The sequence below is a fragment of the Ruegeria sp. BHSC037 genome (assembly GCF_059613045.1).
In genome coordinates, this window is sequence record NZ_JBXWRT010000006.1 from 67015 (window position 1) to 87427 (window position 20413).

A 20413-nucleotide genomic window follows, 5' to 3' on the forward strand; every position below is an offset into this window, starting at 1 on the left:
GGGAATGCGTTTTCTGATCGTCATCCTTCTGTGCCTGGCGCCTTCGCTGGCGCACGCCAAATGCGTGGTTCTTCTGCATGGGCTTGCCCGGACCGAGGCATCCTTTTCGGTCATGGAGGAATTGTTCGAACTGCACGGTTATGACGTCGTGCGCCCGGGCTACCCTTCCACCGACCTGCCGATTCCCGAATTGGCGGACCAGACCTTGCCAGCGGCCTTTTCGGCCTGCAACGGCGACACGGCGAACGTGGTGGCGCATTCGATGGGCGGCATCCTGCTGCGCTATTGGCTGCAGGATCATCGCCCGAAAAACCTGGGCCGCGTGGTCATGCTGGGCCCGCCCAATCAAGGTAGCCAGCTGGTCGACGAACTGGGCGATCTCGAGGTGTTCGGCCTGTTGAACGGGCCTGCGGGACTGCAGCTGGGAACAGGCTCCGAGGGCATCCCCCGACGCCTGCCACCGGTGGATTTCAAACTCGGGGTGATCGCCGGGGAAAACTCGTTGAACCCTGTCTTTTCGGCGCTGGTCGACGGGCCGGACGACGGCAAGGTCGCGGTCGAGGAAACCAAGGTCGAAGGCATGGCCGACCACATCGTCTTGCCGGTGACACACACCTTCATGATGAACAACCCGCGGGTCATGGCCCAAGCGCTGCATTTCATCGAATACGGATCTTTCGACCGCAGCATCACCTGGCTGGACGGTGTTCTCGATATCATCGATGAGATCTGCATCGGCCAGGACTGCGGCGAACCCAACTCGGAGCCCACGCGGTGACCGCATTGGAACTGACCTTTACCGGGGCGCAGGTCCTGCACCCTGACTGCGGACTTGTCGGTGATGACCTCTCGATCGCCGATGGCTTGATCCAAGAAGGCGGCGGTGCGCCGGTCGTTGATCTGAACGGCTATCTGGTCCTGCCGGGCATCATCGACCTGCACGGTGACGGGTTCGAGCGTCACATCGCCCCGCGCCGGGGGGCCATGAAGCAGATGGACGAGGGAATCCGCGCCGCCGAGGCCGAGCTGGCGGCCAATGGCATCACCACCGCCGTGCTGGCGCAATTCTACAGCTGGGAGGGCGGCGTGCGCGGCCCTCGTTTCGCCGCCGACGTGTTCCGCGCGATCGCGGCGGTGAAGGGCAGCGTGGTCACTGACCTGATCCCGCAGTTGCGGTTCGAAACCCACCTGCTGGACGATTATGCCGACCTGCCGGGGCGCATCGCTGACTGGCAGGTGCCCTATGTCGTGTTCAACGATCACCTGCCGCATGACCGTCTGGCGCAGGGGCGCACCCCGCCGCGTTTGACAGGGCAAGCGCTCAAGGCCGGTCGCAGCCCCGAGGCGCACCTGAAGATGCTGCAGGCGATGCATGCCCGGACCTCCGAGGTACCCGCCGCGCTTGATGCGCTGTGCGCGGCGCTGGCCCAACAAGGCGTGCGTCTGGGCAGCCATGACGACGCGACGGCAGAGGCCCGTTCCCAATGGCGCAAACGCGGCGTGCATATCGCCGAATTTCCCGAAACGCTCGAAGCGGCCGAGGCTGCCAAGGCTGCGGGCGATCACGTCATTCTGGGCTCGCCCAACGTGGTGCGGGGCGGATCGCACAAGGGTAATGTCAGCGCGCTGGACCTGCTCGCCATGGGGCTGTGCGATGCGCTGGCGTCGGACTACCACTATCCCAGCCCGCGCAGGGCGGCGCTGATGCTGATGAAATCGGGGCTGATGGATCTGGCGGGCGCATGGGCACTGGTGTCGTCGGGGCCCGCACGGGTACTTGGCCTTAAGGACCGCGGGTCGCTGCAACCCGGCCAACGCGCCGATCTGGTCATTCTAGACGCTGAAACGCAGCGCGTGGCGGCAACCATCGCCGGCGGCCGGGTCAGTTTCCTGTCGGGGGATATCGCCGGGCGGTTCGTCGCCGCGGCGCGCTAGCTTTTGATCCGGTTGAAATGGCCCATCTTGCGGCCCGGCTTGACCTCGGCCTTGCCGTACAGGTGCAGGGCCACGTCACGCTGTTGCGCAAGCTCGGGCACGCGGTCCATGTCGTCGCCGATCAGGTTCTCCATCACCACATCCGCGTGACGCTGCCCATCGCCCAGCGGCCAGCCGGCCACGGCGCGGATATGCTGCTCGAACTGATCGACCGCGCAGCCGTTCTGCGTCCAGTGACCCGAGTTGTGAACGCGCGGCGCGATCTCGTTCACGATCAGGCCCTGCGGTGTCACGAACAGTTCGACCCCCATGACGCCGACATAATCCAGCGCGTTCAGGATATTCGCGGCCAGCAGCACCGCGTCGGTCCGCAGGGCAGGGGACAGGCGCGCGGGCACCGTGGTCGTGTGCAGGATGCCGTCGCGATGCACGTTCTCGCCGGGGTCGAAACAGGCCACCTGGCCGTCCAGCCCGCGGGCGGCGATGATCGACACCTCGTGGCTGAAATTCACGAAGCCTTCCAGGATCGCGGGTGCACCCTGCATGTCGGCCAGCGCGGCCCGGGCGTCCTCGGGCGTCTTCAGCCGCGCCTGCCCCTTGCCGTCATAGCCGAAGCGGCGGGTCTTGAGGATCGCCGGCGTGCCGATCCGTTCGATGGCGGCCTGCAGGCTGTCCAGGTCGGTCACATCGGCAAAGGGTGCGGTGTTCAGGCCCAGACCTTGCAGGAATGTCTTTTCGGTCAACCGGTCCTGGCTGACCCGCAGCGCCTCGCGGCCGGGCCGGATGGGGCGGTGCGACTCCAGAACGTCCAGCGCCTCGGTCGGGATGTTTTCGAACTCGTAGGTGATGACATCGACGGATTGCGCAAAAGCGGCCAGCGCCTCGGCATCCTCATAGGATGCGGTGGTCACGCGATGCGCCACCTGGCCCGCGGGCGGGTTGGCGCCCGGCTCAAAAACATGGGTCACGAAGCCCAGTCGCGCCGCGGCCATCGACAGCATTCGGCCCAATTGGCCGCCGCCCAGAATTCCGATCACCGCGCCGGGCTGCAAGGGGCTACTCATCGCGGGGCTCCTCGGGGATCGAGTCCGACAGTGCCGCACGCCAGGCGTCCAGCCGGTCGGCCAAGGCTGCGTCCTGCAGGGCCAGAATGCCAGCGGCCATCAGGCCGGCATTGGCGCCGCCGGCCGAACCGATGGCCATGGTCGCAACCGGAAAGCCCTTGGGCATCTGCACGATGGAATAGAGCGAGTCGACACCGGACAGCGCCCGCGTCTGAACTGGAACGCCGATCACCGGCACCCGCGTCTTGGACGCCATCATGCCCGGTAGGTGCGCGGCACCGCCAGCGCCGGCGATGATCACCTGAAGCCCGCGCTGCACGGCGCTCTTCCCGTACTCCCACAGACGGTCCGGCGTACGGTGGGCCGAGACGATTTTGGCCTCGTAGGCCACACCCAGTTCGTCCAGTATCTCTGCAGCGCCTTTCATGGTGGGCCAGTCCGACTGGCTGCCCATGATGATTCCGACCTTGATCTCGCTCATCTGCCCTGTTCCCCGCCTGCGTTAGGAAGCGCGCACTATAGTGAAATCCGCTTGCGTGGCAATGCGGTTGACCGCGCCGGATCAGGCGATGATGTCAGGGGTCAGGCGATCCTCGATCAGCCGGATGATGTCCTTAAGACGCAGCTTCTGTTTCTTCAGACGCTTCACCGTCAGCTGGTCGGCGGTGCCGGTCGCCTCGAGCGCCTTGATCGCCTCGTCCAAGTCGCGGTGCTGCTGGCGGAACACCTCCAGTTCGACGCGCAGAACCTCGTCGGTTTTCATCGAAATGTCGGTGGGCGCATTCATGGGCGACTCATTCGTGGCTGGTGGAGCGTGACCCACAGAATAGTGCGTTCGGGTGAAATCTCCTAGACCTTGTGGTCGGCCGTATTTCACCCCATATTCTGATGTGTGCGGTTGCCGACTTGGGGCCGCGCATCACGTCGCTTTGACAAAGAAGGACGAGAAAACGTGTCAAAACTTACTCTTGGCTCATACCCGCATCTTCTGGGGTTCGAGCAGTTGGAACGCCTTCTGGAACGGTCCGCAAAGGCCGGAAACGAAGGGTATCCGCCCTACAACATCGAACAGACATCCGATCACTCGTACCGCATCACCCTGGCCGTGGCCGGGTTTTCCGAAGACGACCTGTCGATCACCATCGAGGATCGGCAACTGGTGATCCGGGGCCGTCAACGCGACGACAGCGAGGGGCGCGTGTTCCTGCATCGCGGCATCGCGGCCCGTCAGTTCCAGCGCATGTTCGTTCTGGCCGACGGGGTCGAAGTGGGCGAGGCCATCATGGAAAACGGTCTGCTGCACATCGACCTGACCCGCGCCGTGCCGGAAGCCGTGGTGCAGACGATCAACATCAGGAAAGGGTAAGCCATGAATACACCGTATGAAATCAACACCGAAGGCGATCGGATCGTCTATGTGAAAGCCGTGGACGTGGCCAAGCTGCCGCATGAGGTGCGCGCGCAGGCCGGAGATCTGGAACATCTCTATGCCGTCCACAACTCGGATGGGCAGCAATTGGCGCTGGTTGCCGACCGCAAGCTGGCCTTCGTTCTGGCCCGCCAGCATGACCTGTCGCCGGTGGCCGTGCACTGACACGGCCCGCGACGGCGCAGTTCAGGCCGCGCGAATGGAAATACTCCCACCCGCAGGGCCCAGCCCTGAGCGCAGACGGACAGGGCACGAGGGCACATGAGCTGGTTCGAATTCGATTGGGTGGACGCCTTCAGCGACCGCGCCTTTGGCGGAAATGGCTGTGCGGTCGTGCATGAGGGTGCACATCTGCCCGTTTCGGTCTGCACAGCCTTCGTCCGCGAAACCTCGTTGGTGGAATGCACCTTTACCGGCCCTTCGGATGTGGCCGATGTCCGGGTGCGCTATTTCCTGGCCAGCCGTGAAATTCCCTTTGCCGGTCACCCGACCATAGCCACCGTGGCGGCGATGCGCAGTCGCGGGCTGATCTTGGGCAACACCCTGACCCTGGAAACCGGGGCGGGGATCGTGGGCATCCGTTTGGATGGCGACCAGATCATGATGACGCAGGTCGCGCCGGAGTTCGGCCCGCATGTCGCGCCCGAGCTGGTGGCGGCCGCCATCGGGCTGCCCGCCAGCGCGATCGTTTCGCCGCCGCAGGTGGTTTCGACCGGGCTGCCGTTCTGCATTACCGTCCTGCGCGATCACGCGGCCCTGCGCGCGGCACAACTGAACCTGGATGCGCTGCGCCAAGTGGCGCAGGCGGCGGGCTATTCAGGCGCCGACATGGCCGAACCTTTCCTGGTGACGCTGCAAGGCGCAACCGAGGCGGGCGACACGTTCTCGCGCCTGCTACTGGCCCCGCCCAGCCCGCCGGAAGACCCGTTCACCGGATCGGCCACCGGCGCCATGGCGGCGTATCTGTGGAAATACGGGCTTATGGCCAAGGACAGCTTTGTCGCCGAACAGGGCCACGACATGGGCCGACCGGGGCAGGCCGTCGTCACCCGCGTGGGGCCGCCGGATGCGATGACGGGCATCAAGGTCGCCGGGTGCGGGTTCGTCCTGATGCGCGGCCAGACCGACCTGCCGGACACCCTGCAATGACCGAATCTGCGATCGCGATCCTGCCCTACGGCCACCGTCTGGGGCCGAAACTGACATCGGTGCCGCTGTCCGATCTGATCTGGCCTTTGGGCTGCCCCGAGCGGTTGACGGGCAAGACCGTGGGCGACCTGACACCATCGGACCATCTGCTCATGTATCCCAACTCGACTGTGCATTTGCGGCTGCGGCGCGGCACGCGGGCGCGGATATCTCTGATGATGGGCGAGCCGTCGGCCATCCATGGCAAGCATGACCGGATGCTGCGATGGACCTGGCGGCGATTCTTCCGGGTGTTCACCTTCCACGAGGTGTTGTTGGACAGCTTGCCCAACGCGGTGTTCCTGCCCTATGGCGTGACCCAGGTGCCCGATTGGCGCGACTTGGACGTGACCAAACACCGGTCGTGCTCGCTGATCGCCTCGGCCAAGCGCGATCTCGAGGGGCATCAGCTACGCCATGCGGTGATCGACTGGGCGCGCGAAGCGGGGGCCGATGTCGACATCATGGGCCGTGGCTACAACCCGTTCGAGCGCAAATCCGACGGGCTGGCGCCTTATCGCTATTCGGTCATCATCGAAAACGTGCGTGAGCGGAACTACTTTTCAGAAAAACTGACTGACGCGATCCTGTGCGCGACCGTGCCGATCTATTGGGGCTGCCCGAATATCGGTGATTTTTTCGATACCAAGGGCATGATCCTGTGTAACAGCCAAGCCGATATCCAGCGTGCGATTCAATCGGCGTCCGAAGAGGATTATCAATCACGCCTGCCGCATCTGCGGGCCATACAGGACAAGGCGGCGTGGTTCGGCGATTTCGAAACCCGCGCGGCACAGGCCCTGCGTGACGCCTTGCGCGGCTGACGATCACCTTTGGCGCCGGACCAAAAAGAAAGGCCCCCGGAAACCGGGGGCCTCTGAACTTTGGGGCAGCTCGGATCACGACGCCGCGATCAGCCCCATGCTTTCCAGCTTCAGCAGAACCTGGTGGGCGCAGTTGTCCACGTCCACATTCTCAGTCTCGACCCGCAGTTCCGGGTTTTCGGGCACGTCATAGGGGTCCGAAATTCCGGTGAATTCCTTGATCTTGCCTTCGCGCGCCAGCTTGTACAGGCCCTTGCGGTCGCGGCGCTCGCATTCCTCGAGGCTGGTGGCCACGTGGACCTCGCAGAAGGCGCCAAACTGCTCGATCTCCTCACGCACGGCGCGGCGTGTGGCCGCGTAGGGTGCGATCGGGGCACAAATGGCAATGCCGCCATTCTTGGTGATCTCGGAGGCCACATAGCCGATGCGGCGGATGTTCAGGTCGCGGTGTTCCTTCGAGAAGCCCAGTTCCGAGCTGAGGTTCTTGCGGACGATGTCACCGTCCAGCAGCGTTACGGGACGGCCGCCCATCTCCATCAGCTTGACCATCAGAGCGTTGGCGATGGTCGATTTGCCCGAGCCCGAGAAACCGGTGAAGAAGACGGTAAAGCCCTGCTGGCTGCGCGGCGGATAGCGGCGGCGCAGCTGCTCGACCACCTCGGGGAACGAGAACCACTCGGGGATCTCGAGCCCTTCGCGCAGACGGCGGCGCAGTTCGGTGCCCGAGATGTTCAGGATCGTGACGTTGTCCTTGTCCTCGATCTCGTCCGCGGGTTCGTACTGGGCGCGCTCCTGCACATAGACCATGTGTTTGAAGTCGACCATCTCGATGCCGATCTCGTCCTGGTATTTGCGGAACAGGTCCTGCGCGTCGTAGGGACCATAGAAGTCCTCGCCCTGGCTGTTCTTGCCCGGGCCGGCATGGTCACGGCCGACGATGAAATGGGTGCAGCCGTGGTTCTTGCGGATAAGGCCGTGCCAGACCGCTTCGCGCGGGCCTGCCATGCGCATCGCCAGGTTCAGCAGGCTCATCGTGGTTGTCGAGGCCGGGTATTTGTCCAGCACCGCCTCATAGCAGCGTACGCGGGTGAAGTGGTCGACATCGCCGGGCTTGGTCAGGCCTACGACCGGATGGATCAGCAGGTTGGCCTGCGCCTCACGCGCGGCACGGAAGGTCAGTTCCTGATGCGCGCGGTGCAGCGGGTTGCGGGTCTGAAACGCGACGATGCGGCGCCAGCCCAGCTTGCGGAAATAGGCGCGCAGCTCGTTCGGCGTGTCGCGGCGGGCTTTGAAGTCGTAATGCACCGGCGGCTGGATGCCGGTCACGGGACCGCCAAGGTAAACCTTCCCGGCCACGTTGTGCAGATAGTTGACGGCCGGGTGCGCCAAGTCGTCAGCACCGAAAACCTTTTCGGCTTCGCGCGACTTGTCCGGGGTCCAGCGGTCGGTCACCGTCATGGTGCCCAGGATCACGCCTTCCTGGTCGCGCAGGGCGATGTCCTGACCCAGCTCGATCTGTTCGGCGAACTCTTCACTGACATCCAGTGTGATCGGCATCGGCCAAAGGCTGCCATCGGCCAGGCGCATTTTCTCGACCACGCTGTCATAGTCGGCTTGGGTCAGGAAACCCTTGAGCGGGTTGAACCCGCCGTTCATCAGCAGTTCCAGGTCGCAAATCTGGCGCGGGGTCAGATCCCAGCTGGTCAGGTCGGCGGCTTCGACCTTCAGCTTCTGTGCGGATTCATAAGAAACATACAGCTCCGGGATCGGGGCCAGATTACTCAACATCGTCATTGCAATACTCTTGTCGCAGTGTGGTTGCTTGGTGATTCAGGTGCGTTCCGTGGGGGCATGTGCCCCGGTCGGTGAGCAAAGTCCACACCGTTTCATGAAACAAAGGAGGATATGCGCGGTTTTTGCCGGTTTTGGAAGAATTTTCCCCGAAAATCTCGCGAACGTAGCCAGATTTCTGCAAATCGCCGACAATCGGGTCAGTCGGCGGTGATTTGTTCCGCGGGCGCCAGCAAAGTGTTCAGATCGCTGGCACGTTCAACCGCCAGCGCGGCCAGCGGTTCCGACACGCCGCGCAGCAGGAAACTTCGCAAGGTCAGCGCATCGGTCGCGACCCCCGCCGCGCGCAACACGATCTCCGAGGCCAGAAGCTCGACCCCAAGGGCTTTGGTTTCGCTCTCCAGGCGGCTGGCCACGTTGACCGCGTCGCCGATGATCGTGCGGGCTGCATGACCGGCAGCACCGATTTCGCCCAGGACCAGATCGCCCAGATGCAGGCCCATGCCGATGCGGATCTCGGGGCTGTTTTCCGCAGCCAGCTTCTGGTTGAACCGCTGCAGGGCCCGGCTGATATTTGCGGCGGACTTCAATCCGGCTCGGGCCGAACTGGCCGCATCCGCCGTTTCGTAGACCGCCAGCAACCCGTCGCCCATGTATTTGTCGACGGTGCCCCCGTCGGCGGTGATGGCCGGAACGATCGCATCGAAGAACCGATTCAACAGAAACACGATGTCGTAGGGCAGTTGCCCGGTGGTGCGCGCCGTAAAGCCGCGCATGTCGAGAAACAGCACGGCCAGTTTCCGTTCCTGCCCCTGGCTGGCATGGGCGCGTTGCCGCCCGCCGTCGGGCCGGAACACCCGGAACACGGTCAGCGGATCCTGGGGGCGGACCTGGCAGGCGAGGCGCGTGCGGTCGGCGGCTCCAACAGCCTTCAGGCTGCGCGCTTCGGCCGTGCTGGGCGCGGGCAGCCGGTCCGCGCCGTCTTCGACGATCACCCGGCAGGTGGTGCATCGCCCTTTGCCGCCGCACAGGGCGGTATGGGGAACGCCGTTGGCCCGCGAGATTTCCAGCAGGGTCAGCCCTTTTTCCGACACCACCTCGGGGCCGTCCACATAGCGCACCCGGACCGAATGTCGCCTGCGCCATATCTTGCGCCCGAAATGCACCGCGAGCGCCGCGCCCAGCGCCACCCAGAACACCATCAGCACGTTGTCTTTCACGCCGAGCATGGTTTCAAAGGCTTCGGGGCGGGGCCAGTTGTAATGTTCGACATACTGCTCGCGCAGGTCGGGATCGGCGAAATCGGCCCAGATGCGCCGCCCCTCGGTCAGCAGGCCGGCCAAGGCAAAGCCAGGAATGAAAACGGCGACGCCGATCAGATAGGGCACCAGCTTGCCCCACCAGCGGGTCAGTCTCAGCCACATGTGCAGCCCGATGCAGCCGTGGATCCAAACCACCAGCATCAACGTGCTCTGCATCCAGATTGCCACGTTGGGCCACATCAGGATGATGATGTAACCCATCTCGTCATTGACGCCGAAAACCTCATGCGCATAGCGCGTGTGCACGATATGCGAGATCAACTGTAGGGGGATCAACAGTCCCAGCACCACTTGCAGGGCTGTTTGAAAAGGCATGCGCAGCGTCCGGCGCCGGGCGATCGACATCAGGGCAAGCCCGGCATGGGTCAGCAGTGCAGAATACAGCAGAACGCCGCCCAGAACATGCCGGGTGACCTGCTGCCGCGCATCCTGCATCCCGTGCAGGTGGTCGGTGTGAAACAGACCCAGCCCTATATTCAGGAAATGAAAGAAGGCGAAGGTGAACAGAACCAAGCCGCTAGCGATGCGCAGGCGGGTCGTCCAACTGCCCTGCCAAAGAGGGTTGCCCAATCTATCACCCGTTTCTTACGTGCGTGCCGTAAGTCTGCGGCGCGGGGGTACCCCGGGTCAAGCGTAGGGCAAAACGAAAAAAAAACGCGGCACCTGCGTGCCGCGTTTTAGGGGTCATTCCTGTTCGGCCAGGAACCGTTCGGCATCCAGCGCCGCCATGCAGCCCATTCCGGCCGAGGTCACCGCCTGCCGATACACATGGTCGGTCAGGTCGCCGGCCGCGAACACGCCGGGGATCGAGGTCTGCGTGGTGCCGGGTTTGGTTTTGACATAGCCGCCCATATGGGTTTCCAGCACGTCCTTGACCAGCTCGTTGGCGGGCGCGTGGCCGATGGCGACGAACACACCCTTGCAGGGGATCTCGGTGATCTCGCCGGTCTTGACGTTTCTCACCCGCACGCCTTCGACGCCCAGCGGATCCTCGGTGCCGAACACCTCTTCCAGTTCGTGGAACCACAGCGGCTCGATCTTTTCGTTCTTGAACAGGCGGTCTTGCAGTATCTTTTCGGCGCGCAGCTCGTCCCGGCGGTGGATTAGCGTGACCTTGCTGGCGAAATTGGTCAGGAACAGCGCTTCTTCCACGGCGGTGTTGCCGCCGCCGATCACCACGATCTCCTGCCCACGATAGAAGAAGCCGTCACAGGTGGCGCAGGCCGAAACACCGAAGCCCTTGAATTTCTCCTCCGACGGCAGCCCCAGCCATTTGGCGCGCGCACCGGTCGCCAAGATCACCGCGTCGGCGGTATAAATCGTGCCGCTGTCGCCCTTGGCGGTGAAAGGACGTTTGGACAGGTCCAGGTCATTGATGATGTCACCGATCACCTCGCAGCCCATGGCCTTGGCGTGATCCTGCATGCGCACCATCAGGTCAGGGCCCTGAACCTCGGTGTCGCCGGGCCAGTTTTCGACCTCGGTGGTGGTGGTCAACTGGCCGCCCGGTTCGATGCCCTGCACCAGAATCGGGTTCAGCATCGCGCGGCTGGCATAGATGCCCGCGGTGTATCCGGCAGGCCCCGATCCGATGATAAGAACCTTTGTGTGTCGTGTCTCGGCCATGGAATCCCCACTCGAATTTGCCTGTGCCCGTCGCGGGCGCCGGACCTCGATATAGCGGTGGCATCGCACGGCTTAAAGCCCCTTCCTGTCACGCCTGCGTCAGGCGGGGCGGGCAGGGTCGGCGCGAAAAGAAAATTGCGCAGATGCGAAAGAATATTGCGCGCAGCCTGGGTGCTGATATAAGAACCGAAAAATTCAGGAGCACCGCATGGTCACGACACGGCTGGATGAGATCGACCGAAAGATCCTTGCAGAATTGCAGGCGGATGGGCGAATGACCAATGTCGAACTGGCAAAACGCGTTGGAATTTCAGCGCCGCCCTGCCTGCGCCGCGTGCGCACGCTCGAGGAGGCCGGGTACATCCGCGGCTACCACGCCGAGGTCAACGCCCGCGAGCTGGGATTCGAAGTTCAGGTTTTTGCGATGGTGGGACTGGAAAGCCAGGCCGAGGCGGAACTGCGGGCCTTCGAGGACCGCTGCCGCGACTGGCCGCTGGTCCGGGAATGCCACATGCTGAACGGCGAGGTCGACTTCATCCTGAAATGCGTCGCCCCCGACCTCAGCAGTTTTCAACAGTTCCTGACGGGCGAGTTGCTGACCACGCCGAACGTGGCCAGCGTCAAGACCTCGCTTGTCATCCGCGGCGCCAAGGACGAACCGGGCGTCCCGTTCGACGTGCTGGAAGAACGGATGAACCGGACGGCGTGACCCCGGCCTGCGCCGTTTGCGGTGCGCAAGGCGGCAAGATAGCGGCGATGGCCAACGAAATGGCCCAACTGATCAAGATCTGCATGTTTCCCCCAATTTGATGCAGTTTTAAGTAGTAAGTAGATTGTTCAGGCGATGATCGAGTCCATTTCTCCGTCTCGAGCGCGTTCCATGGCCAGCGGTCCGAAGTCGTTGATTGAATGGACGTGCGCGAACAGATTGAGATAGACCGCCCGCAAGGCGGGGGTCATCATCCGCAAAGCCGTCAGGCCGGGGTGGTAGGTTTCGAACTGCAGGCCGTCCACGTTGATCACCGCATGGCGCCTAAGGCAGATGTGGAACAACTCGACTGGGGTCGGCGGCAAGGTCTCGATCACGTTCATGCCGTCCTGGAATTCATCCACTGGGGTCAGCATCGGCTGACCGTTGTTCAGGTGCCGCAAATGCGCGGGTGTGGCCAAAAGGCGTGCCGCGGGCCCTGCGATTACGCCGGATTGCGGTTTTTGCAGCCCGAAGGCGTCGGCCATAATCCGCGTCAGCGGGCGGGTTCGGCCCCGCGAGTCGGGCCGCCCCGGGATCAGGGTGACCGACCCTTTCCATAGAACCGTCTGCGATGTCCCGTCATGGGTCAGCACCGTGTCGCCAGGCAGCAGATCCTCAATTGCCAAAGGCCCGTGTTCAGTCTCCAGCAGCGACCCGCGGGAAAACGCGCAGAAGGCGTCTTCGAAGACCGGTAGAGCGGGCGCGATATGCCTGGTTTGCGAAATGTCGCCATTTGCCAGCAGGGCGCTGACTTCGTAGCGGCGCAGCTGCGGCCGGGGCGCGTGGCAGGGCTGATCGCCACTTTGCGTCAACGGTGCTGTTTCAATAGCGTTTCTCGCTGCGCGCATCAGAGAATTTGGAAAAGTCATGAAATCTTGATCCTCTCAAATGACCATCTGGGCGATTGCAGCGTGGCCGCATTCGCGTCTGACGGTTCGTATTCCTGTCTCGAGGAGTGATACGTGGCCCGGCAACAACCCGGGCAGGCAGTGCAGAAAATACACGTCTTACATTCGGTCAAATCATTGACCCCCCAGACAAACTCGTAAACCGCGGACGAAATTGTCCACGCACTCATGCCCCTGGCACATTTCTCCGCGCATTCAGTGCGCGGACGGCGCATCCGGTCGGGGCAGGCCCGAGATGCGCAGGCGACCATGGGCAGGCAGCTTGCCCAGGATCGCTGTCCGGATCAGGACTGCAGTGCCAGACGGCGCGCAACCCTGACGGATCTGCTGGATACCCGTTTCCAGGGCATTTCCAGCTTTTGGTTCGATGTCGCGGCTACGACGCCGCGAAGAAAACGCGATTTCGACTTCATGTCACATCCTGCGCAGTTTTGTGGGGATCACCCGTTTTTGTGGGGGTCACCCGTTTCCCGCCGAGAATTCCGGACCATTGCGGCACTGATATGGCCGCACTGGGATCAATTGGAGATGGGATGTGTTTGGTCTTTACGCGCCTCTTTTTTTATCGGTCAGCCATACGAACGAGGTCCCGCGTCCAAAGCTTTGATAACCGTCCGAAAACTCTTCTGATTCCGCCTTCGATGTTTTCACGGAATTGTGGCGAAAAGGGGGCGTCGGAACAAATTTTCGCCGAAGTCTACAGCCGGATCGCAGAGATCAGTCGCCCGTAATCGGCTTCACCCGCATGGGTCGCGCGTCGATAGGAATAAAACCGCTCCGGGTCGGAATAGGTGCAGTGGCGCGTCCATTCGGCATGCCCGACGCCGGCCCGCCGCAGCCGGTGCAGCCCAAAGGCCGGCAGGTCGAACAGCATCCGGTCACCTTGGCCATTCGCGAAAAAGCGGGTGTTGTCAGGATCATCGGCGATGAAATCGTCCAAAAATTCGGGGCCTACCTCATAGGCGCGTTGCGAGATCGTGGGCCCGATCACCGCCCGAATGTTTGCTCGTCGGGCGCCCAGCGTCTCCATCGTGTCGAGCGTGGCCTCGAGCACGCCTTCCAAAGCGCCGCGCCAGCCGGCATGGGCGGCGCCGATCACGTTTGCTTCAGGATCGGAAAACAGCACCGGTTGACAGTCGGCGGTCAGTACAGTCAGGGCCAGATCCGGCGTGGCGGTCACGATCGCGTCGGCCTTGGGTTTGTCGCCAAGGATCGGTCCTTCGATCGTGACGACGGCAGGCGAATGTACTTGGTGAACACCGATCAACGCCTCGGGCGCGATCTCCATCGCAGCGGCCACGCGGCGGCGGTTCAGCGCGACCGCCTCGCTCTGGTCCGAGGACCCCAGCCCACAGTTCAGTCCCGCAAATATGCCCGACGATGCGCCGCCGCGGCGGCTGAAGAAACCGTGTCGAACAGGTGAAAGCAAGTCCGAGGTCAGAATTTCCAGTGTCATGGCTCGAGTCCCGGTGGCGGTGCTGCGGGTTTGCAGTACAGGCCCAGCACCTTGAACAGGTTTCCCATTTCCTCGGGGTGCGTCAACCGTCGATGTGCGGCGACCAGCATGTTCAGCGCATCGCCCGTCAGCGGGCCTGCCAAAGTCTGCGCACGCTGGGTGATGCCCAGCCGTTCAAGGAACACGCCTTGCGGCGTCAGCCGGGTATGGGCGCAGCCCGCGGCGCGGGCGGCCTGGGCCAGCAGCTCGAAGTCCACATGGGCCGTCAGATCGGCCTGGCCGGGGCTGGCCAGCGGGTCGGCCCGTTCGTGTCCCTTCAGGGCCTGGAACGTGTCGCCCAGCGAAAGCCAGTCGCCATAGTCGATGATCAGGCCCACGCCGCCATGGGTGCGGATCCGGCGGGCGATTTCGGTGACGACGGGAACAGCGGCGGCACAGAGTTCGACCAGATCGCCATCCCGCGTGTCCTCGAGCCGTGCGGTCAACGCCGGCTGCGCTGCCCGTGCGCCCAGGCCAAAGGCCAGATCGTCGCCCTTGAGCCCCACTAGGCGTTCGCGCCAGCCGTCGCCGTCGCGCAGGAACTGGCGGATGGGCAGGGCGTCAAAGAACTCGTTGGCCACTAGATATAGGGGCAGGTCCGGCAACGCGCCAACCTGTACGATCCAGTCCGGCGCGTGCCCCGCCAGCGCCTCGCCCTGCAGGCCGCGCAGCACCGGCGACGCCTCGAGAAGCACTACCTGTGCCGCGTCGTGAAACCCCGGCACCCCCTTGGTGGCCCGCAGGATGTCGGCCATCAACGTGCCGCGCCCGGGGCCGAGTTCGGCCAGCGCAAACCGATCCGGCTTGCCCTGGTCGATCCAGGCTTGGGCCAGGCACAACCCGATCAGTTCCCCGAACATCTGGCTGATTTCGGGGGCGGTGACGAAATCGCCCTGCGCGCCCAGAGGGTCGCGGGTGGTATAGTAGCCGTAAGACGGATGCAGCAGGCACTCGGCCATGTAGTCGGCGATGCTCATTGGCCCATTCTGCCGGATGCGGGCGATCAGATGGTCACGCAGGTTCATCCCGCCCTCCGGGCGCGTAGCGCGAACCACAGGCCGAGCGCGATCATCGGCAGGGACAACAACTGGCCCATGGTCAGGCCATAGCCGCCGACATGCAAGGCCAGACCCAGCGGGTTGCCGGGCGAGACGAATTGGGCATCGGGCTGGCGAAAGAACTCGACGATGAATCGCGACGCACCATAGCCCGCCAGGAACACGCCCATAACCCGGCCCGGCCAGTGAAACGCCCCGCGCCGATAGACCAGCCACAAAAGAAGCGCGCCCAGCAGCAGCCCTTCGAGCGCGGCCTCGTACAGTTGCGAGGGATGGCGGGCGCACAGCCCGACGGCTACGTTGGCGCAATCCTGCGCCTCCGTTCCCGGAAAGATCACCGCCCAAGGCAGGTCGCTGGGTCGGCCCCATAACTCGGCATTGACGAAATTGGCCAGCCGCCCCAGCAGCAGCCCAGGCGGCACGGTGTGCGCGATCAGGTCGGCCAGCGGCAGAATCGGCACCGTGTTGCGCCGCGCATACAGATATGCGGCCGTCACCACGCCCAACAGCCCGCCATGGAATGACATGCCGCCCTGCCACACTTTCAGAATGTCCAGCGGATGGCTCAGATAATATCCCGGCTGATAGAACAGCACGAAACCCAGCCGACCACCCAGGATCACGCCCAGGATGATCCAGGTGATCAGGTCCTCCAATTGCTCGGGGCGCATCGGCGGGGTCTGATGGGGCCACAGGGCCGGGCGCCGCAGCGCCATCAGCGCCATGCGCCACGCGATCAGGATGCCGGCGATATAGGCCAGCGCATACCACCGCAGCGCGAATTCCACCCCGAAGGCGGAAATCGAGAACAGCTCGGGCGACAAATCGGGAAAGTTCAAAACAGCCTGCATGTGCGTCTCATTGCCCGGGGTTCGCGGGGCAAGTCAACCTTGAGCCCGCGCCCCTGATCCCCCATATAGGGGTCAACCGCGATACCGGAGAAGTGACATGCAGACCCGCAACAAGTTTCTGGACGATATGTCCCAGCTGATGACCAACGCGATGGGTGTGGCCCAGGGCGCGCGGGAAGAGGCCGAGAATGCGATGAAGTCGCTGCTCGACCGTTGGCTGGCCGATCGCGATTTCGTCACGCGTGAGGAATTCGACGCCGTCCGCGCCATGGCCCAAAAGGCGCGCGAAGAGAACGCCGCGCTCGAGGCGCGCATCGCCGCGCTGGAGGCCAAGCTGGACAAGTAAGCCTGGTCGGGGCGCTCCGCGCCCGAATCCCTAGTCAAAAACTTCGGAAAAAACGCTCCTTTTCGCAGGGTCCGGGCCGGGATCCTGCGGTGAGGTGAATCTTGCCGTCAGTTGAGCATAAATCAAGACAAACCTGCGATTGCCGCCAATATTTTGATCGCCGTTGCCATCCATCCACAACTTATTGCTGTTATCCCCAAGTTTGGGGGTTGTCAGAGTCCGGCCTGCAGCGCACCATATTTAGTACAGGCCAAAGGGGGAAGCCCGGCTTGTAGAGCAGGCAACTAGCGCTGGGGCGCTGCCAGCCCCGAAATGCTAGATTTTCAGTGAGGTGGCATCATGGCCCTGTCCGAGCATTTTCTGGAAGAAGACCTTCATCCGATCGACATTGTCGAACATCTGGCCGAGCATCACGACTGGGATTTCGACCGGATCGGCGACGACCAGATCGCCATGGCGGTCGAAGGCCAGTGGCGCACCTACTCGATCACCCTGGCTTGGTCCAATTACGACGAAACGTTGCGCATGGTCTGTTCGTTCGAGATGGAGCCGCCATCCGACCGGATTGGTGATCTGTACGAACTGCTGAATCACATGAATGATCAATGCTGGGCCGGGGCCTTCACCTATTGGGCCAACCAGAAGCTGATGGTCTATCGGTACGGCTTGGTTATGGCGGGTGGCCAGTCGGCCAGCCCCGAGCAGATCGACACGATGATCACCGCCGCCGTCCTGAGCGCCGAGCGCTACTATCCGGCGATCCAGCTGGTGACCTGGGGCAACCGCAGTGCCGAAGAGGCGATGCAAGTCGCCATTGCAGAGGCTTACGGCCGCGCGTAAAGCTTTGCCCTGAACCGCAAAAGCAGGGGAGGGGCGATCATGGACATGTCACGCGTCGCAGATCAGGGGCTGGTGCTTCTGGGATGTGGCAAGATGGGGTCGGCCATGCTGGCCGGCTGGCTGGACCACGGATTGCCCGCCGCCTCGGTCTGGGTGGTCGACCCGAACCCCTCGGATTGGCTCAGGGCGCAGGGGGTCAACCTGAACACTGCGCTGCCCGAATCCCCAGCGGTGGTTCTGGTGGCGGTCAAGCCGCAGATGATGGGTGATGCGCTGCCGGCGATCCAGGCGCTGGGCGGGGGCGGCAGCCTGTTCATCTCGGTCGCCGCGGGGACCCAGATCGCCAGTTTTGAAAAAGCGCTGGGCGCGAATACGCCGATCGTGCGCGCCATGCCCAACACGCCGGCGGCGATCCGGCAGGGCATCACCGCGCTGATCGGCAACAATCATGCCTCGGAGGACGACATGACCTTGGCCGAGGGCCTGCTGTCGGCCGTAGGCCAGACGGTGCGCCTTCAGGACGAAGGCCAGATGGATGCGGTGACCGGTCTCAGCGGTTCGGGTCCGGCCTATGTGTTTCACCTGATCGAAACCATGGCCGCCGCCGGTCAGGCCAACGGTCTGCCCGCCGATCTGGCGCTGCACCTGGCCAAGGCCACGGTGGCCGGGGCCGGGGCGCTGGCCATGGCGGCCGAGGAAGACCCCGCGCAGCTGCGCATCAACGTCACCTCGCCCAACGGCACCACGCAGGCCGCACTCGAGGTGTTGATGGACCCGGAAACCGGCTTTCCGGCGCTGCTGAAGCGCGCCGTCACCGCTGCCACTGAACGCTCGAAGGAGCTGTCGCATGAGTGAGATTTCCTTCGACGATTTCCTCAAGGTCGATATCCGCGTGGGCGAGGTGATCCGCGCCGAACCTTACCCCGAGGCGCGCAAGCCCGCGATCAAGATGTGGATCGATTTCGGTGAAGAGATCGGCGAACGCAAGACTTCGGCCCAGGTCACCGCGCATTACAAGCCGGAAACGCTGGTGGGCAAACAGGTGCTGGCGGTCGTGAATTTTCCGCCGCGCCAGATCGGCCGGTTCATGTCCGAGGTTCTGGTGCTGGGCCTGCCTGACGAAAACGGCGAGATCGTTCTGATCGGGCCCGACGGCAAGGTGCCGTTGGGCGGGCGGATGCACTGATGAAATTGTGGATCACCCGCCCCATGCCGCCTGCGGTCACCGACCGCGCCCGCACCGAATACGGCGCCGAAATCCGCGACAGCACCGCGCCGTTGGACCCCGACGAGTTGCTCTATGCTCTGCGCGCGTTCGACGTTGTGATCCCGACGTTGGGCGACCTGTTTTCCGCCCGCGTGTTCGAGCAGGTGCCCCAGCCGCGCTGCCGGCTGCTGGCCAATTTCGGCGTGGGCTTCAACCATATTGACGTGGCCGCCGCGCGCGCGGCCGGGGTGCAGGTCACCAACACGCCCGGCGCGGTGACCGACGCCACCGCTGACATCGCAATGACCCTGCTTTTGGCCACGGCGCGCCGCGCGGGCGAGGGCGAACGGTTGGTCCGGTCGGGTGCGTGGCAAGGCTGGCACCCGACCCAGATGCTGGGCCATCATGTGACGGGCAAGCGGGTCGGCATCGTCGGCATGGGCCGGATCGGGCAGGCCATTGCGCGGCGCTGCCATTTCGGGTTCGGCATGCAGGTCGCCTATCATTCGCGCAGCCCGAAGGCGCTGGACTTTCCCGCGGACTGTGCTTCTGATCTTTCTGGGCTTGCCTCGGCAGTCGATTTCCTGGTGATTGCGGTCCCCGGTGGGGTCGAGACATTCCACCTGATCGACGGCGCGGTGCTAGCGGCGATGCGCCCCTCGGCCATCCTGATCAACATCGCTCGCGGCGAAGTGGTGGACGAGACCGCGCTGATCCATGCGCTTCAGGCGCGTCAGATCGCCGGGGCGGGGTTGGATGTCTATGAGTTCGAGCCCGCCGTGCCGGAGGCCCTGCGCGACATGGAAAACGTGACCTTGCTGCCGCATCTGGGGACCGCGACCGAAGAGGTGCGCACCGACATGGGGCACATGGCACTGGACAACGTGGCGGCCTTTGTTGCGAGGCGTCCGCTGCCGAACCCGGTCTAGGCGCCCACAGCCTCACGCCAGTGTCTGCGGCACAGCGAGACATAGGTCTCGTTTCCGCCGATCTGCACCTGCGCGCCTTCGGTAATGGCGCGGCCATTTTCGTCCTGGCGGATCACCATCGTGGCCTTGCGCCCGCATTTGCAGATGGTGCGCACCTCGCGCATTTCATCCGCCAGCGCCAGCAGGGCGGCCGAGCCGGGAAACAGCTTGCCCTGGAAATCCACCCGCAACCCATAGGCCAGCACCGGCACGTTCAGGTCATCGACCGCGCGCGCCAGTTGCCAGACTTGGGTTTCGGACAGAAACTGCGCCTCGTCCACGAAGACACAGGCCACCGGCCCTTGGTTCAGCCGGTCGCGAACCATTGCGAACACGTCATCCTCGGGGCGGAACGTGTCGGCCTGGGCCGAAATCCCGATCCGCGAAGCGATGCGCCCCATCCCTGCACGTCCGTCGATGGCGGCGGTCATCAGATAGGTGTCCATGCCACGCTCGCGATAGTTGTGCGAGGCCTGCAGCAACACTGTCGATTTGCCCGCGTTCATGGTTGAGTAGTTGAAGTACAGCTTGGCCATGGCCCGGGTCTAATCGGACGCGTCGGCGCGGGCAAGCGGTCAGTTCCGGCCGCGATGCCGGGGGAAGGTCGACGCCGCCGTTGCGGTTGCAGAGGCAGAGCTTGGCTCTTGGGGATGGATTACCTCGTGCACGCAACAGCGACACCGCCGGTCGCAATTCGACCGAACCTTTCGCAAAGCCAATCAGATTGGCTTTGCTTGTACTCATTACCGGCTGAATATTGCCGCCACTCACTCAGATATCCCTTGGTTCTTCGAGGGATGGCAAACTTAT

General features: G+C 63.6%; 23 protein-coding genes. 12 read left to right on the plus strand and 11 right to left on the minus strand.

What is annotated here, in order from left to right; translation table 11 throughout:
- Positions 1–4: 4 nt before the first annotated feature.
- Entirely contained in the window at positions 5–778 is a 774-nt protein-coding gene (locus tag AC2FMN_RS07645; protein WP_496687231.1) for an alpha/beta fold hydrolase, read from the plus strand.
- Entirely contained in the window at positions 775–1935 is a 1161-nt protein-coding gene (locus tag AC2FMN_RS07650; protein WP_496687233.1) for an alpha-D-ribose 1-methylphosphonate 5-triphosphate diphosphatase, read from the plus strand. The genes AC2FMN_RS07645 and AC2FMN_RS07650 overlap by 4 nt, the downstream gene beginning before the upstream one ends.
- Here AC2FMN_RS07650 and AC2FMN_RS07655 read toward each other — a convergent pair.
- From AC2FMN_RS07655 to AC2FMN_RS07665, 3 genes are all read right to left on the minus strand, one after another.
- Positions 1932–2999 (minus strand): 5-(carboxyamino)imidazole ribonucleotide synthase, encoded by a 1068-nt coding sequence (locus AC2FMN_RS07655; protein WP_496687234.1) that lies wholly within the window; start codon positions 2997–2999, stop codon positions 1932–1934. The genes AC2FMN_RS07650 and AC2FMN_RS07655 overlap by 4 nt on opposite strands.
- Entirely contained in the window at positions 2992–3480 is a 489-nt protein-coding gene (gene purE / locus AC2FMN_RS07660; RefSeq protein ID WP_496687236.1) for a 5-(carboxyamino)imidazole ribonucleotide mutase, read from the minus strand. The genes AC2FMN_RS07655 and purE overlap by 8 nt, the downstream gene beginning before the upstream one ends.
- An 81-nt stretch (positions 3481–3561) precedes the next feature.
- A complete protein-coding gene (locus AC2FMN_RS07665) occupies positions 3562–3786 on the minus strand; it encodes a YdcH family protein (RefSeq protein ID WP_005981552.1) in 225 nt (74 codons plus the stop codon).
- Between the two features lie 165 nt (positions 3787–3951).
- Between AC2FMN_RS07665 and AC2FMN_RS07670 the strand changes: the two genes are divergently transcribed.
- From AC2FMN_RS07670 to AC2FMN_RS07685, 4 genes are all read left to right on the plus strand, one after another.
- Positions 3952–4365 (plus strand): Hsp20 family protein, encoded by a 414-nt coding sequence (locus AC2FMN_RS07670; protein WP_149776452.1) that lies wholly within the window; start codon positions 3952–3954, stop codon positions 4363–4365.
- A 3-nt stretch (positions 4366–4368) separates the two neighbouring features.
- Positions 4369–4593, plus strand: a complete 225-nt coding sequence (locus tag AC2FMN_RS07675) for a DUF1150 family protein (RefSeq protein WP_496678593.1) — start codon at positions 4369–4371, stop codon at positions 4591–4593.
- A 96-nt stretch (positions 4594–4689) separates the two neighbouring features.
- Positions 4690–5577: a PhzF family phenazine biosynthesis protein gene (locus tag AC2FMN_RS07680; RefSeq protein ID WP_496687238.1), complete on the plus strand. Its 888-nt coding sequence runs from the start codon at positions 4690–4692 to the stop codon at positions 5575–5577.
- Positions 5574–6440, plus strand: coding sequence for a hypothetical protein (locus AC2FMN_RS07685; RefSeq protein WP_496678591.1), 867 nt, complete (start codon positions 5574–5576; stop codon positions 6438–6440). The genes AC2FMN_RS07680 and AC2FMN_RS07685 overlap by 4 nt, the downstream gene beginning before the upstream one ends.
- 75 nt (positions 6441–6515) lie before the next feature.
- Here the strand turns inward: AC2FMN_RS07685 and AC2FMN_RS07690 are convergent, their stop codons facing one another.
- The 3 genes from AC2FMN_RS07690 to trxB all read right to left on the minus strand — a co-directional run bounded on the left by AC2FMN_RS07690 (position 6516) and on the right by trxB (position 11179).
- Positions 6516–8234 (minus strand): bifunctional sulfate adenylyltransferase/adenylylsulfate kinase, encoded by a 1719-nt coding sequence (locus AC2FMN_RS07690; protein ID WP_496678590.1) that lies wholly within the window; start codon positions 8232–8234, stop codon positions 6516–6518.
- A gap of 197 nt (positions 8235–8431) precedes the next feature.
- Complete coding sequence (locus tag AC2FMN_RS07695) at positions 8432–10123, minus strand: adenylate/guanylate cyclase domain-containing protein (RefSeq protein WP_496687240.1); 1692 nt, start codon at positions 10121–10123, stop codon at positions 8432–8434.
- 114 nt (positions 10124–10237) lie between these two features.
- The gene (trxB, locus tag AC2FMN_RS07700; RefSeq protein WP_496687241.1) at positions 10238–11179 is read right to left on the minus strand and encodes a thioredoxin-disulfide reductase; all 942 of its coding nucleotides are present in this window, start codon (positions 11177–11179) and stop codon (positions 10238–10240) included.
- A gap of 208 nt (positions 11180–11387) precedes the next feature.
- On the opposite strand from trxB, the gene AC2FMN_RS07705 reads away from it, so the two are divergent.
- The gene (locus AC2FMN_RS07705) at positions 11388–11888 is read left to right on the plus strand and encodes an Lrp/AsnC family transcriptional regulator (RefSeq protein WP_005981568.1); all 501 of its coding nucleotides are present in this window, start codon (positions 11388–11390) and stop codon (positions 11886–11888) included.
- Between the two features lie 128 nt (positions 11889–12016).
- Here the strand turns inward: AC2FMN_RS07705 and AC2FMN_RS07710 are convergent, their stop codons facing one another.
- From AC2FMN_RS07710 to lgt, 4 genes are all read right to left on the minus strand, one after another.
- The gene (locus AC2FMN_RS07710) at positions 12017–12799 is read right to left on the minus strand and encodes a Hint domain-containing protein (protein ID WP_496687243.1); all 783 of its coding nucleotides are present in this window, start codon (positions 12797–12799) and stop codon (positions 12017–12019) included.
- A gap of 736 nt (positions 12800–13535) precedes the next feature.
- On the minus strand, positions 13536–14294 hold the full coding sequence (gene pgeF, locus AC2FMN_RS07715) for a peptidoglycan editing factor PgeF (protein ID WP_496687245.1): 759 nt from the start codon (positions 14292–14294) through the stop codon (positions 13536–13538).
- Positions 14291–15358: a class I SAM-dependent methyltransferase gene (locus AC2FMN_RS07720; protein ID WP_496687247.1), complete on the minus strand. Its 1068-nt coding sequence runs from the start codon at positions 15356–15358 to the stop codon at positions 14291–14293. The genes pgeF and AC2FMN_RS07720 overlap by 4 nt, the downstream gene beginning before the upstream one ends.
- A complete protein-coding gene (gene lgt, locus AC2FMN_RS07725; RefSeq protein WP_496687249.1) occupies positions 15355–16242 on the minus strand; it encodes a prolipoprotein diacylglyceryl transferase in 888 nt (295 codons plus the stop codon). Before lgt ends, AC2FMN_RS07720 begins: the two co-directional genes overlap by 4 nt.
- 97 nt (positions 16243–16339) lie before the next feature.
- On the opposite strand from lgt, the gene AC2FMN_RS07730 reads away from it, so the two are divergent.
- The 5 genes from AC2FMN_RS07730 to AC2FMN_RS07750 all read left to right on the plus strand — a co-directional run bounded on the left by AC2FMN_RS07730 (position 16340) and on the right by AC2FMN_RS07750 (position 19564).
- Positions 16340–16588 carry an accessory factor UbiK family protein gene (locus AC2FMN_RS07730; RefSeq protein WP_005981581.1) on the plus strand — a complete coding sequence of 83 codons (249 nt, stop codon included), beginning with the start codon at positions 16340–16342 and terminating at the stop codon, positions 16586–16588.
- Between the two features lie 339 nt (positions 16589–16927).
- Positions 16928–17428, plus strand: coding sequence for a type III secretion system chaperone family protein (locus AC2FMN_RS07735; protein ID WP_496687251.1), 501 nt, complete (start codon positions 16928–16930; stop codon positions 17426–17428).
- Positions 17429–17467: 39 nt separating this feature from the next.
- Complete coding sequence (gene proC / locus AC2FMN_RS07740) at positions 17468–18283, plus strand: pyrroline-5-carboxylate reductase (protein WP_496687253.1); 816 nt, start codon at positions 17468–17470, stop codon at positions 18281–18283.
- The gene (locus tag AC2FMN_RS07745; protein ID WP_496678576.1) at positions 18276–18614 is read left to right on the plus strand and encodes a tRNA-binding protein; all 339 of its coding nucleotides are present in this window, start codon (positions 18276–18278) and stop codon (positions 18612–18614) included. Before proC ends, AC2FMN_RS07745 begins: the two co-directional genes overlap by 8 nt.
- Complete coding sequence (locus AC2FMN_RS07750; RefSeq protein WP_496687255.1) at positions 18614–19564, plus strand: 2-hydroxyacid dehydrogenase; 951 nt, start codon at positions 18614–18616, stop codon at positions 19562–19564. Before AC2FMN_RS07745 ends, AC2FMN_RS07750 begins: the two co-directional genes overlap by 1 nt.
- Here AC2FMN_RS07750 and AC2FMN_RS07755 read toward each other — a convergent pair.
- Complete coding sequence (locus AC2FMN_RS07755) at positions 19561–20139, minus strand: thymidine kinase (protein WP_496687256.1); 579 nt, start codon at positions 20137–20139, stop codon at positions 19561–19563. The two genes, AC2FMN_RS07750 and AC2FMN_RS07755, sit on opposite strands and share 4 nt — an antisense overlap.
- Positions 20140–20413 lie beyond the last annotated feature (274 nt).